This window comes from Demequina ureilytica, from assembly GCF_048553575.1.
Taxonomy (GTDB): domain Bacteria; phylum Actinomycetota; class Actinomycetes; order Actinomycetales; family Demequinaceae; genus Demequina.
Genome location: NZ_JBLZIE010000001.1, coordinates 92,858 through 105,937, shown reverse-complemented (window position 1 = coordinate 105,937; position 13,080 = coordinate 92,858). Strand labels below are relative to the sequence as shown.

Below are 13,080 nucleotides of genomic sequence, written 5' to 3'. Positions count from 1 at the left end.
ACGACTCAACAGCGCCGCCCAAGCGGCAGGCCGACATTAACCCCTGCGCTCGTGGGGCCCGGGCAGACACAAACACGGACTCATTGCTGTTCATCCCGGTCGGGCATTCGAGCACTCAGAGTGTCGAGACCCACGTCTTCGGCTCCGCTCGACATGCGGAGCAACAGGTCTTGACCACAATCAAACCCGACCGGCTCCCCAATAGCGGCCTCGTCCTCGTTGAAAGAGATGCTCCAGCAAGCGACCGCGCCGAAAGAGGAACTGCCGCCGCCGTGGTTACTCTTCGCGAACCCATGCGAGATGACCTGCAACTGATCCGCCCCTTGCCCGTCGGAGATCGGAACGAGGTACGAACCCCTTGAGAGGATCGGCATATCGTGGACCTCCACTTCGCGGAAGTCTCCGTCAAAGCAGTCGACGGTGAACACGTCCCTCAAGCCCAAGTCGTACTCGCCTTCCGCCACGCTTTCGAGACACCAGAGCGACTCGGCGTAGCCATGCGCGGCATCATTGAGTCCGCGGTCTTCAGCATCCGCGCGCGCGTTCTGACCGCAGCCCGAGGTCATCAGCAAACCGAATGCGGCCGCGACTGCGAGTACTTTCCGCACGAGGGAATCTCTGGAGCGGCCTGATCGCGAACCAATCCCGTCACCATCAGCCATGATCATTCAGCACCTGCGCCAACGTGTCTGAGTAGAGGTCGGTTCTGTGATCCGCGGCATGGAGCACTGCCCACATGAGCCACGGCCTATGCCGAAGAAATGCCCAGCAACACCGGCGATCATATTGCTCACCGTATCGGAGATAGTTCTGTCTTTGCCGAACACTCCGTCGCTATCGACCTACGCCTCGCGCTCTCGGTCTGGCTCTAGCCAGGTATCGGGTTCATAGCGAGATGGCATGTACTGGCAAGTTGAGAGGAGATCCCGTGCGTCTGACTCTTCCAGGTCAAAAACTGAGATGAAACTCGGAAGGTGCCACGCCTCGTTCACCTTGATGAGTCGCATGAGTCTAGGGCTTACCGCGCCACTCGCACGCCAATGCGCGGCCTCACTCCTATGTTCTGCGTATACGCGCTGTCGCAGTTTCGCAGACGCGAGCGACTCGCCACGTTTGAGGGCTTCCCATGCCGCTCCGGATAGAACCACGTCGAGGAGCCAGAAGTCTGGAGCGCCACCGCCTCCGCGGCCAAAGTCGTCCATGTAGAGGGTGTCGTCACCTACGAGCCCTTGGACTTGTCCCAGTGTCACGTCTTCATCGATGAGGCACCAGGCGTGGGCGTGGGGATTGTCAGAGCGGATGCCGTCTTCGATCAGCAGCAGACTGAAGGTCGAATCGTTGGCAGCGAAAGAAGCGCGCAATAGACCAGAGAAGGTCGCGGTAGAGGGACCAGCAATGTGCTGGCGCTCGAAGACTCCCGGCTCGCGCGCGAATGCGACCGAAACCTCGGTGGTGTTGTCACGTCGTGTGCACATCCCAAAACTCCTTGCTCGACCGACGAGCGCGATGGCCATGTGGGGGAGACTCCCGGGCGGACGACTACAGCGCGCATAGAAGCGCGCGAGTCTTTCGGATAGGCAAGAGCGTATCGGTTTCCCCAAGGGGGCAACTTGCGCGTGCCCCCACTGCTAGCGTCACAGCGATACGCCGATTCCGATCACGTCAGAAGGCTTATTCGCCATGGTAGGTCCGAGCAGAACCCAACTAGAAGCGCGCGTGCTCCGCGTCGTCGAGAATGTTCGTCAGGGCGCTCAGGCAGAAGACGACGCCTGTGAACTGAAGCGTGATTGGCCCTCCTTGAAGAAAGTCAGACAACTCGCAGGCGCGGCGAACAGGTCCAACGGGGCTGAACTCATTTACGTGATCGGGATCGATGAGACCGATGGGTCTTTGCACCAGACGTCAGGGTTGGATGCTGCCGACTGGTGGGCCGGGATGCAGGCGAAGTTCGACCAGGTAGCGCCTGAACTCGTTCAGCATGTCGTCGTGAACGTTGATGAGGAACACGTCGTTGTGGCGCTTCAGTTCACGACGGATCGAGCCCCGTACGTTGTCAAGACGGACGGCGGAAGTCCCGAGTTCGAGGTGCCAATACGCGAGGGGTCTCGAACCAGGAGCGCCCACAGGCACGAGGTCATCCGAATGCTCCAGAACGTGGCTCAGGTGCCACAAATGACCTTCGCATCTGCACAAGGCACGATGGTGTGGCAACCTGCGATGGACCAGAGCCAGGCCGCGTGGGACTCATGGCCTGAGCATTGCAATGCCGAGTTCACCTTCGAGATCTTCTTCCAGAGCCACTACGACAGCATTGCATTCCTGCCGTGGCACCTGGCGACCGCCAGATTGGATGCAGCGAATGTCAGTTTGCCGCTCACCCTCGCGCCGCGCCCGTCGAACAAGCCCAGGGCGATGGAGCCTCAAGGCATCCACCTACGCCATGACGGCATCGCAGTAGCGGGTTCCGGCGTTGCAGGTTTGGTCGCCAACGGCGGACAGATCGACCCCGCATACAGGAACATCTTCGAGAAAGTTGAGAGCCTACGCATCACGGTCGAGTTCGTAGCGAGCGTACATGGACCCAAGGTCTCCGTGTCGGCACACCTGGCCCGCAGCCAGAGCGCTGTCAAGGCCTCGTTTGGTGGGCAGGGCCTAGGCCGCTTCGTGCTGAACTAGTAGTACGCGCGGCCTGACTTGATGTGACGACATCGTTTGGAGAGCGCTGGCGCGTGCCTGGGCCTCGCACTCGGATTTCGCAAGTGGCCGGGACTGAGTGACATGCTGGAGGCCGTACAGGTGCGTTCGCCAGACAGGGTGCACAGGCTGGTTGCTCCGCAAGTCGACGTCGTGCACTTGCGCCCCCTTGGTGACTGGCCAAGTGACTGGCGCGGACTGAGGGCGGACGCGCGAATCGAACCCGAAGGCAAGATAGGTCGGACCTGTAAGGCTGGGCGCTTCGGCATTGTCGAGGGCGATCGCCGACAGAATGGCTACCCGCGCTAACTGTATGAAGCGTGCCACGCGCGCCAAGTTCGGCGGTTAAGTTCGAAGTCCGGCTCGACCCTTGTTGGCTACAAGTGCAACCACGAGGCGGCCTAGTTCAGATACATGGACGAACACTCCCACTCGACAGCCTTCTCGAGGTTGAGCGCGTACTTCGGCGGGCGCGGTGCACCTTCGGTCTCATCACCTATGCGTGCTTGACGCCCTTGCGACATAACTGAGAGTCCACCTCCGAGGATGGCTGCGCTAACGGCACGCGTGTCGTCGAAGCGGTAGGCAGTAAGCACATTCGGACGGAAGCGCATCTTTCTGGCGCGGCTCCAGTTTGCGTTCGAACGGACTGGTAGATGACCTTTCGCGGGACGGGTCGTTTCGCGGTGCCAGGTGTAGAACTCGCCAGTCTCATCGAAAGTCGCCTCCCCGCCAAGGACAACGAAACCTATCCCGGTATCCGCGGCGCATACGTCGACAGCCGCTCGATCGTTGAGCGGGGCCGCCGGCCGTCCAGGTGTGCGCTTGCCGGACGGGATCCAAAGCGAGGCATCCGTGTGCGTCTTGAGGTCCCACACGTAGCGGTACGCGTAGTCGAAGGTGGTGCTTCCGTGCGTCTGTGAAGGGCCATCCGTGGGGCGCGGACCGAGAGCATCATGCAGCGCTCGCAAGCCGCGGTATTCGAAGTACCACCCCGGCCACTCGGTTTGACGCCACTGGCGGTAGCCGTCGTCCCGCATTTGCACGACCGCTGTTCGCGCGTCCCATGTGTCGCCAGCGAACTCGCCGTGCAGGATTCCTAGGAGTTGCTGTGCCTCAACGTCCGGCGCGTCGGTGCGGTGACCGTAGCGGTCTCGGCAGAGGCGCTCAGCGCCTCCCAGCACAACGTTGAGCCCTTCGAGCGTGATCGTGTACCCGGTCGACCCGCAGGTGTCTGTCCATACGACGCCGAGCGCGTCGGCAACGGCTTGCCCGAGGTCGACTTTGGACAACGTTCGATCCACGTGTAAGTCTGCGCCGACGACGAGGTTCGTGAGCACCGACTTGCGTTCCTTGCCTCCTGGCCCGAGTTCCTCTGGTCCGGATCGAGTTAGGGAGGAGATGCGGTTCACGGCCTCCAGTTTTGACCGGGCAGGAGTAAACCATTCCCACAGGGGCCCGGTGAATTGTTGCGGCAGCACACTTGAGCGGGGAAGCGGGTGGCTTCGAAAGTAGTCGTCGGCTGCTTCGAGTAGGGCGTTCAAGCCAGCCAGCGTCACTTGATCTGATTGCGTGGCGGCCCGGCGGGGCCAGGCAATGCCTAGGGCGTCAGCCAACAGCGCGCCGAGCGTGCCATTGGTGAGATGCACCGGCACGTCGACCTCGAGAGCGTGCGCGAGGGAACGTAAAGCCCGCTTGGGCCCACGCGTCTTCACGACCACTCCGCCGGCGAGGCCGTTCATGCGCACTTCGGCCTCCGAGACGGAGAGCGCTGGAGCAAAGTCAGACATGCCACGTAGCGTGTCACCTCAATGCAGGCAGCAAGTTCCTGGCACGCCCGCCACAGCCGGAATAGCGCTGCGAAAGGGAGCTAAAGTTACCTCATGGTCACACCCAGTCCGTCCCCGTCCACGGGGTTCTCGTACGCCGACCTGTTCGCGGGTGTCGGCGGCTTCGCAGCAGTGCTGCGCGCAATGGGCGGCTCGCACGCATACGCAGTTGAGATCGATAGAGCAGCCGCAGGCGTCTACGCACGCAACTGGGACCACGACCCCTTGGGGGACATCACGGAAGACGCCAACGACGAAGTGATGACCATCCCATCCCACGACGTGCTGGTCGGTGGTTTTCCGTGTCAGCCTTTCTCCAAGTCTGGCGCACAGCGCGGAATGGACGAGGTGAGGGGAACGCTGTTCTTCCACATTGAGAAGGCGATTCGGGCCCACAAGCCGACGCTGATCGTGCTCGAGAACGTGAGGAATATTGCTGGACCTCGTCACCGACACGAGTGGGAAGTCATCATCAACCACTTGCGCGACGTCGGCTACCAGGTTTCGTCGGTACCAGCAGTGTTCTCACCGCACAAGATCGCACCCGAGCACGGAGGCGCACCCCAAGTGCGTGAGCGGGTCTTCATCACTGCGACCCTCGTGCCCGAGGGCATGGTGATGGACCCGGAGCCGGAACCCGTCGTCCTCCCGCCCGAGGTCCAAATGGACCGCGAGTGGGATCTCTTTGCGGACCTTCCGATCGATGACACCGCCCACGTCCCGGGCACTGAACTCAGCGAGGACGAGACACGCTGGATCAACCATTGGGAGGCCATGGTTCAAGTCATGCGCCAGTGGCGTCAGAGTCAAACTAGGACAACCGGTGAGGCACTTCGTCGGCTTCCCGGGTTCCCGATCTGGGCTGATGCATGGGTTTCCGAGAGGCAGCGTGAAGCGCTGCTGGACGGTGCACCGAAGTGGAAGGCAGACTTCCTGCGTAAGAACTTTGACCTCTATGACGCGTTACGAGACATTGATCCGAAGTGGATGAGCACGTGGCTGACGGAAGTGCGGAGGTTCCCGGAGTCGCGACGCAAACTCGAGTGGCAGGCTCAGGATTCAGAGTCGCTGTGGGATTGCGTCATCTCGTTCAGGCCGAGCGGCCTAAGAGCGAAGCGCCCTACCCACTTGCCTGCGCTGGTGGCAATCACCCAGACCCCGGTACTTGGACCGTTGCGGCGCAAACTCTCTGCGCGAGAGGCCGCACGACTACAGGGCCTGCCGGACACGTTCGACTTTGGCGATCAGCGCGATGCTCTCACCTTCAAGCAAATGGGTAACGGCGTGAACACCGGAGTGGTGTGGAACGTGATCAAGGCCCACGTCTCACGAGACCGGCATCTGCTTGAAGGGTCTGCTCAAGGAAGGGCATTGCTCAGCGCAGTCTCGGAGGCTCCAAGCAATCCCCGGGTCGCCCTCGCCAGAGCGGCAGTCAGCGAGTTCACCGTGAGCGCACCTGCCTGACCCCCCGCATGCCCGATCGGGTCCGCGCTAGATCTGGCTTTGGCCACTGACGAGGCCAGTCACTGCCACGAGAGGCGCACCTTCTGGTCGAAGGTATTGAAGTTGAAGTGTGACGAGTTCAGAGCGTCTTGAACCGCGGCGAACACGTCCTTATCCGACAGTTTGCTGATGCCGCCGACCGAAAGGCTGGTGCCCACAGAAGTGGATGCGGTCCAACCGGCAAGGCTCTGTACCCCATCCTGGAACGGGTCGGGCCATCCCGACAGCGTAGAAGCGAGTTCGACGTGCGTGGCGATAGACGTCGTATCGTCGGCCGCAAGATTCCAGTCAGCCTTCCAAACGGATGCAACGTCGCCGTACTCCCAACGCAAGCGACGGTCGACTTCCTCTCGCTGATTTGGGCGCTGCTCGGTCGCAACGCGGAAGATTGCCTCTGACATGCTCGCCGGACCCGCAGCCGCCGCGAGGCCGTTCCACCACAGTTCAGCGTTCCAGGCGTACAAACGAATCGTGCCCAACCCACCATCGGCATTCGCGACTAGCCATGGCAGGATCTGGCGATCGTAGAAGCGCGGTGCGTGTCCTCCGATCTCGAGTGCCGCAAGGAGTAGTTGCGCCGTGCCCAGGGGGTACTTGTACTGAATCCCATGGGCTGACTCGTAACCTTGCATCGCCCCAATGCCTGCTGCCGCGGACAGGTTCAGCGAGCCGAGTTGCTCAACGCTCGTCTCGACGGACATATCGAACAGCCGCAACGAGTCCTTGTACGACCCCTTGCCCGGCTTTGGACGCCAGAGCAACGGATGGTTCGAAACACCGGGGCACTTGCGATTGAAGAGGTCGACGCAGTAGGTCGAGCCCGAAGTGAGGAGTGAGTCCAGCCTCCCATGAGAGGGGTGGATCAGTAGTCGCCCGCCCTTCGATAGCAATGCACCGATCTTCCAGCCAGTCACTGCACTCAACATCTGCGACGCCAGGAGGCCATCCATATCCGCGTTCGCAACAATGGAGTGTGGCTTGCCGCTGTCGATCATCTGGCGTAGCACTGAGACGGGAGAGTCGGCCCTTCCAAGGTCAAAGACCGACTCCATGGTGGCCATGACCAGTCTGCGGCGCGCTGGCAAGGTCGCCTGTCGCAGTTGCCACGCGTTCTCGGTGCCCATGCTCGCTAGTCAACCCCATTTGGTGCTGTTAGTGCCAAGCAGTGCGTGGTTGCCCCTAGGCACCGGCTGGACTGCGGTCCACCCCGCACGGCTGTAAATCTTCCCCGGTTTGGAGGCGCTTCTTGTCGCTTCTGGAAGTGAACTCGACTTTGAACTAATCGAGAACGGCCCTCACGGCTCAACCGTCCCGGCCGACCGCTGCTTGAACAGACGCCCGGCCCTTTCGCGGGATTGACCTGCGAGTATGACCGGAGACAACTTCAGTTGTTCTCCGAACGCATCGCCATCCTCGCGACCGACGCGACGAACCTACGTGCGCCACATCAAGTGTCCAGGAAGTCCCATTCGCTACCTCGTAACCAGCGAACCGCGGAGAGTTTGCGCACCCCTGGAAGAGTTACGCGTTCGCCACTTCGGGGGTGCGACAGTTCCGCGCGCGCACGGCGGCTGCACGGACCGCCCAGGCTTCAGTGCGAGCACCGGCTCAATTGAGGCGGTCGGCCCGATTACTTTCGACGGCATAGAGCGTTTTGAACGGGCAGTCTCAACCATCACGAGCGCCACGGCCACATAGGCACGCCACTTGACGCTAGCCGATGTGGAAGTCTTTCTCTCGGCTCTCGCTGTCTTCGACCCATCGCACGCGGATGATGTCGGGATCGCTGCCGCCCCCGTGATGGATCGCGTTGATCCGGCGGGTCTGGCCTGCGTGAATTACGGTTGGGGACTTGTCGTCGAGCAGCATCATGCCCGGATTCTCGCCCACCACCTCGAAAGTGACATCGGTCGCGTCTTCCGTCCCCGCATTGGTGATGTCGACCCAACGTCGGGTTGTGTATTGGGGCTTGCCGGACTTGCTCGTGCCCTTCAACTCACGCTCTTGACGAGGCTGGGCTGAGAGTTCGACCCGGGCCCGACTCGGCACGGAGGTAAGTACCCCCAACCCGAGGCTTGAAATGTCGAACTCGACTGCTTTCCACACCTCGAACGCCAGTTGTTCAGGTGTGCTGAATTCGCCGAACAGACCTCGACTCTTCATCTCCTCCTGAAAGTCACGCAGACCGTCGAGTTGGGACGTGTCGACGTCGTGGGGAAGGGGCGAGGTCGAGAAGTAGAGGTGGACGGGCTTGCCAGAGTCGACGGCGCGCTGGATTTCCTCCACAGTGCCTGAGACGGCCTCGGGAGTCGGTGATCCAAGTCGACTACCGAAGAGCGCAAATACGATGTCACTGTCGTCGACGCCTTGCGCGTTGATGAGCGACTGTGGGTGCTCGCCGAGCACCGGTACCGAAGAGGTTTCCCATCTCCACGGCAGCAGCACGACCTGCTTGGTCTGGGTGTTCGCGGAATTCCAGTCGTTAAGTGCCTTCTCGACTGCGTCCCGAGCCTCGAGTACGTCCGATGGTGACGCAATCATTACGCGCAACACGTTGGCGGGGAAGCCCATGACAGCCAGTCTAGGGTCAGGCATTGACACCTACACCGATGGATTTCGGGATTGGGGGCTGTTGAGCGTCAAGTTGACGACTTAGCGCGACTCATACGCCCGTGGACTAATAGGGTGCGCCGTGATGGCGGGCCTATTGGCAACGTATCGTTCAGGTGTTCGGTCAACGAGGCATTAAGGCCAACGGTCGAATGACGTGATGCTGTCGCAGCCTGCAATGGACCAGTGGGCGATGCCGCTGATGATGCCGCCGTCGGCGTCTCATCCACACTCCATCCACGGGACGTCCGCAGACAACCGCGAATGCCCAAGTCCTTTCAATAGGTTGGCGCGGGGGATACTAGAATGACCGTGGCCAGTAGGGACGACCCGGCAACAGCACAAAACTTGTGGCCCGCTCTCCTAAAGCGGGTGTCGGCAGTTCGAATCTGCCCAGGCGCACCAGATATGTGAGGCTGCTCACAGCGGCTCGTGCCGAACCGCTTGAGTGCGTAAGGTTCATACTTCACGAAAAGGCAAACCCGTCGCGAGGTGGGGACGCAAAGCCACGGGACCCACGGGGTCAGCCGGGCCACCGAATAAGGGAACGCCCATGATTGCTTGTCGCTTTGCCCACACCAGTACCCCCGGCATGAGGGGGGCGGTGAATCGATGAGCGAGCCGATGCCCGAGGTGGTTCACGAGAAGTTCCGCATATGGCTGCGTCCCGACGGCGTTTTGGAGATCACCTGGGCTGCCAACGTGGCCTCGGGGCTCGAGGATGCGCGAGCGGCGATCGACGCGATGGCCGCACTCACGGGCGGGCGAGCCGCGCCTCTGATGGTGCACGTCGCGGACGCCGGGCCCCAGGATCGTGCTGCCCGGATGGAGTTCATTCGTCAGCAGGGCGTGGTGTCCGCCCTCGCCTTGATCATCGGCAATCCGCTCAGTCGCATGATGGCGACCTTCTTCATCAATGTCAGCAAGCCGGATCTGCCCACCCAGACGTTCGAGGACCCAGACGTTGCCCTCGCGTGGCTCAAGGGGCATCTGAACTGATGAGGGCGTCGATGCCACCGGAGACCGGCGGCCTCGCGGACATTGAACGTCGGCTCGAGGAAGTCGTGGGCGTCATCCAGGACATCGCGGCACTGAAGTTCGACGCGCGCGCCGCCGTCGGGCCCGCAGGCGACATCATCGACGCGGTGGCAGCCGGCGTGAACGCGCTCGGTGAGGAGATCGAGGCGTCCTACGCCGAGCTCGAGCGCCGCGTCGTTGACCGCACGGCCGAGCTCGCGATCGCCACCCAGGAGCTGAGCCGCCGCGCGTTGCAGGATGATCTCACGGGACTGGCAAATCGCGCGGCGTTCTGGGACCGGCTGTCCCAGCGCCTGCACGCCGCGGACAGACGCGTGACGGGCTTCGCGATCCTCTTCCTCGACCTCGACGACTTCAAGACCGTGAATGACATGTTCGGCCACGCGGCCGGTGATCAGCTGCTGATCGACGCGGCTCGACGCATCAGCGGCGAGCTCCGAGCAGGAGACACTGCCGCGCGTGTGGGCGGAGACGAGTTCGTCGTTCTCCTGGATGAGGTCGCCTCTGGCGAGGCCGCTCTGGCGGTGGCCCGCCGGATCGGCGACAGGCTCCGACTTTCCTATGGCTTTGGCGAGCACAGGTACTCCACCACGAGCAGCATCGGCGTGGCTGTGAGCTTTGACGGGCTGGTCACTCCCGATGCGATCGTCGCGGCGGCTGACGCCGCCATGTACGACGCGAAGCGGAGCGGGCGGGGAGCCTGCGTCCTTCACAGCGGCAACGGCTAGGAACGTGCGTCGCGCTACCGGCGCGCCGACCCCACACCGAAGTGGTGTCTCTGTGCGACGGCCACACCTGCGACGGAGGCGTTCCCACGCTCCCCCGGGCGGTCACGAACCAGCCGCTCCACCTGGAGCAGTACGATAGTTCTCGAATCAGGTGTCCACATACGGGTGTCGACAGGTCGAATCTGCACAGACGCACGGATATGTTGGGGACCGATGCTCCAGCCGCAGCATGACGGACACAGGAGCCGTAGCAGCGTGAGTGGGGCTCGTGACCAGCGGTCGTTCACACAGGGTGGACGGCCCGGCGCACGGCGAGTGACCGGATATGCCCTGGGCGAGTGCCCGTGGGGCTCCCGCAGCCGTCGTGGGCGCGAAACCGGGCACGCGGTCGAGGCGCACATGCGTCGAGCCGTGTCGAGGGTGCTCTCGGAGGATATGTGGCAAGAGCAGGCCAGCGTCGGTCCGGTCGGGCGCGCGCGGATTCGGGATCTCAGCGACGGCGCGCGCCGCGCGCCCAGGACCAAGGGCTGATCCCCGTGCTGGCGGGCATCGCCCGCGAGGTGGACGGCGCGGTCAAGCGCCCGCCCGCGCGGTCACCGGCCCGCACCAAATTTCAGGTGGTCGCGCTGCTTGTCCAGGAGGAGCGGGCCCGAGTGATGGCCGATGCCTCGTTGAGTTCTGCAAAGCGGTCGCAAGAGTTGCGGCGGCTCGATGGCGTGGCTACCCAACTCGCCAGAATTGCAGCCCGGGACACCTCGCTCCTTCAGCTGCTGGCCGAGGACGCGCAGCTGTCCCCATCGGCACGCGAGTACAAGGCGACGGTGATGCGCGCCGCGGGCCTCGAGCCGCCGGAGGAGCCTGAGCCCGTCGAGCCTGAGCCCGTCGTCGAGAAGAAAGTCGTCCCGCAATCGGTGATCTCACGCCAGATGGCGAATCCCTTCCTCGCCCCGGAGTTCGAGAGTACGAGCGACCGGCGCACTCCCCGGTCCCATCGACTGGCCGGATGGGAGCTGCTCGAGCCCCTGTTCCGGGCCTTCGAGAAGGGCTCTAACGGGACCCCTGCCTGTATGCCCCTGCCCGAGCCGGGCCCCTTGCCAGTTCTCCATGGTGACGCCCTGATGCCGCACCAGGCCCAAGTGGTCGCGGCCGCGGCGCGCGGGCATCGGACCTTCCTGCTCGCCGACGAGCCTGGTCTGGGCAAGACCGCGCAGGCACTGCTCGCCGCGCAGGCGGCCGATGCCTATCCCTTGCTGGTGGTGGTGCCCAACGTCGTCAAGACGAACTGGGCGCACGAGGTGGACTTGTGGACGCCGCAGCGCCGCGCAACGGTCGTGCATGGCGATGGGGAGCGCGTCGACGGTTTTGCAGACGTTGTGATCGTGAACTACGAGCTGTTGGATCGGCACATGGGCTGGCTCGGAGACCTGGGCTTCCGCGGCATGGTCGTCGACGAGGCGCACTTCATCAAGAACAAGGGCTCCAGGCGCTCGCAGCACGTGCTGGCGATCGCTAAGGACATCCGCGCACGCGCCCCCCGCCCCTTGATGATGGCGCTCACCGGCACGCCGCTCATCAACGACATCGAGGACTTCCGGGCGATCTGGCAGTTCCTCGGCTGGATCGACGACGACAAGCCGCTGCGCAGCCTGATGGCGGCTCTCGAGGAGACCGGGCTCACCCCAGCCGACCGGGGCTTCGATGTCGCCGCGCGGTCCGCGGTCATCAACATGGGAATCGTGCGCCGTCGCAAGGTCGACGTCGTCGCGGATCTTCCCGCGCGCCGCGTGGCGGACCTGCCGGTCGAGCTCGACGGGGCAGCGGGCCGCTCGATCCGCGCTGCGGAGGCCGCGCTTGCGCGCCGACTGGTCGCTCGCTACCAGGCCGCGATGGCTGCGCGCACGGACGACGAACCCACAGAAGGCATCGATCTCGACCTCGCGCGCCGGGTGGCGGCGGGAGAGCTCAAGGACTCGGGCCAGAAGGTCGGGGGCGAGAACGTGTTCACGATGGTCCGGAGGATCGGCCAGGCCAAGGCAGGGCCGGCCGCAGACTACGCCGCGCAACTAGCTCGCAACGTCGGCAAGGTGGTGTTCTTCGCCAAGCACGTCGACGTGCTGGATCAGGCGGAGCAGACCTTCGCGGATCGAGGCATTCGCTATGCCTCAATCCGCGGCGACCAGACGACGGCAGTGCGGGAGAAGCAAGTCGCAGCGTTCACCCACGACCCGGACGTGTCCATCGCGGTGTGCTCCCTGATCACGGCCGGCGTGGGGCTGAACCTCCAGGTCGCCTCCAATCTTGTGCTGTCCGAGTTGTCCTGGACTGACGCCGAGCAGACCCAGGCCATCGACCGGATCCACCGCATCGGCCAGTCCGAGCCGGTGACGGCGTGGCGGATCATCGCTGCGCAGACCATCGACTCGACGATCGCCCGACTGATCGATAGCAAGGCGGGACTGGCTGCTCGTGCGCTGGACGGGGCGGCTGAGGAGGACGCGTCCACGTCGACGGATGTGCAGGTGGACGCCCTGGTCGAGCTGCTGACGAATGCGCTCGTCACCGAAGGTGTGATCGCGGACACCACGGCCGCCGAACTCGGTCGATGACTGGCGCCTTATCCCGCATTGAACTGGGACGACCGCGCCTGGCTTGACGCCGGGTGCCCTTGAGGTCCACAA

10 protein-coding genes and 1 riboswitch are annotated in these 13,080 nt (G+C 63.3%); of the genes, 5 read left to right on the top strand and 5 right to left on the bottom strand.

Annotated features, from left to right (window positions below; translation table 11 throughout):
• Positions 1 to 80: 80 nt before the first annotated feature.
• Positions 81 to 668, bottom strand: a complete 588-nt coding sequence (locus ACNI3K_RS00440) for a hypothetical protein (protein ID WP_419389895.1) — start codon at positions 666 to 668, stop codon at positions 81 to 83.
• A 174-nt stretch (positions 669 to 842) separates the two neighbouring features.
• Positions 843 to 1,514 (bottom strand): hypothetical protein, encoded by a 672-nt coding sequence (locus ACNI3K_RS00435; protein ID WP_419389894.1) that lies wholly within the window; start codon positions 1,512 to 1,514, stop codon positions 843 to 845.
• Positions 1,515 to 1,716: 202 nt separating this feature from the next.
• On the opposite strand from ACNI3K_RS00435, the gene ACNI3K_RS00430 reads away from it, so the two are divergent.
• On the top strand, positions 1,717 to 2,676 hold the full coding sequence (locus ACNI3K_RS00430; protein ID WP_419389893.1) for a hypothetical protein: 960 nt from the start codon (positions 1,717 to 1,719) through the stop codon (positions 2,674 to 2,676).
• Positions 2,677 to 3,095: 419 nt separating this feature from the next.
• Here ACNI3K_RS00430 and ACNI3K_RS00425 read toward each other — a convergent pair whose 3' ends face one another.
• Complete coding sequence (locus ACNI3K_RS00425) at positions 3,096 to 4,484, bottom strand: hypothetical protein (RefSeq protein ID WP_419389892.1); 1,389 nt, start codon at positions 4,482 to 4,484, stop codon at positions 3,096 to 3,098.
• Positions 4,485 to 4,577: 93 nt separating this feature from the next.
• On the opposite strand from ACNI3K_RS00425, the gene dcm reads away from it, so the two are divergent.
• Positions 4,578 to 5,987 carry a DNA (cytosine-5-)-methyltransferase gene (dcm, locus tag ACNI3K_RS00420; protein ID WP_419389891.1) on the top strand — a complete coding sequence of 470 codons (1,410 nt, stop codon included), beginning with the start codon at positions 4,578 to 4,580 and terminating at the stop codon, positions 5,985 to 5,987.
• A gap of 59 nt (positions 5,988 to 6,046) precedes the next feature.
• Here the strand turns inward: dcm and ACNI3K_RS00415 are convergent, their stop codons facing one another.
• Complete coding sequence (locus ACNI3K_RS00415; RefSeq protein ID WP_419389890.1) at positions 6,047 to 7,150, bottom strand: hypothetical protein; 1,104 nt, start codon at positions 7,148 to 7,150, stop codon at positions 6,047 to 6,049.
• A gap of 589 nt (positions 7,151 to 7,739) precedes the next feature.
• Positions 7,740 to 8,597 carry a DUF4062 domain-containing protein gene (locus ACNI3K_RS00410; RefSeq protein WP_419389889.1) on the bottom strand — a complete coding sequence of 286 codons (858 nt, stop codon included), beginning with the start codon at positions 8,595 to 8,597 and terminating at the stop codon, positions 7,740 to 7,742.
• 504 nt (positions 8,598 to 9,101) lie between these two features.
• Positions 9,102 to 9,176: riboswitch (cyclic di-GMP riboswitch) on the top strand.
• A 72-nt stretch (positions 9,177 to 9,248) separates the two neighbouring features.
• Here ACNI3K_RS00410 and ACNI3K_RS00405 point away from each other — a divergent pair.
• From ACNI3K_RS00405 to ACNI3K_RS00395, 3 genes are all read left to right on the top strand, one after another.
• Entirely contained in the window at positions 9,249 to 9,635 is a 387-nt protein-coding gene (locus tag ACNI3K_RS00405; protein WP_419389888.1) for a DUF7793 family protein, read from the top strand.
• A gap of 11 nt (positions 9,636 to 9,646) precedes the next feature.
• Positions 9,647 to 10,402, top strand: coding sequence for a diguanylate cyclase domain-containing protein (locus ACNI3K_RS00400; protein ID WP_419389887.1), 756 nt, complete (start codon positions 9,647 to 9,649; stop codon positions 10,400 to 10,402).
• 437 nt (positions 10,403 to 10,839) lie between these two features.
• Complete coding sequence (locus ACNI3K_RS00395; RefSeq protein WP_419389886.1) at positions 10,840 to 13,008, top strand: DEAD/DEAH box helicase; 2,169 nt, start codon at positions 10,840 to 10,842, stop codon at positions 13,006 to 13,008.
• Positions 13,009 to 13,080 lie beyond the last annotated feature (72 nt).

Excerpts from the sequence above, each read along its gene's own strand:
- ACNI3K_RS00410 (WP_419389889.1), bottom strand. The coding sequence starts at position 8,597 with ATGGGCTTCCCCGCCAACGTGTTGCGCGTAATGATTGCGTCACCATCG.
- ACNI3K_RS00435 (WP_419389894.1), bottom strand. The coding sequence starts at position 1,514 with ATGGCCATCGCGCTCGTCGGTCGAGCAAGGAGTTTTGGGATGTGCACA.
- ACNI3K_RS00415 (WP_419389890.1), bottom strand. The coding sequence starts at position 7,150 with ATGGGCACCGAGAACGCGTGGCAACTGCGACAGGCGACCTTGCCAGCG.
- ACNI3K_RS00400 (WP_419389887.1), top strand. The coding sequence starts at position 9,647 with ATGCCACCGGAGACCGGCGGCCTCGCGGACATTGAACGTCGGCTCGAG.
- ACNI3K_RS00405 (WP_419389888.1), top strand. The coding sequence starts at position 9,249 with ATGAGCGAGCCGATGCCCGAGGTGGTTCACGAGAAGTTCCGCATATGG.
- dcm (WP_419389891.1), top strand. The coding sequence starts at position 4,578 with ATGGTCACACCCAGTCCGTCCCCGTCCACGGGGTTCTCGTACGCCGAC.
- ACNI3K_RS00425 (WP_419389892.1), bottom strand. The coding sequence starts at position 4,484 with ATGTCTGACTTTGCTCCAGCGCTCTCCGTCTCGGAGGCCGAAGTGCGC.
- ACNI3K_RS00440 (WP_419389895.1), bottom strand. The coding sequence starts at position 668 with ATGATCATGGCTGATGGTGACGGGATTGGTTCGCGATCAGGCCGCTCC.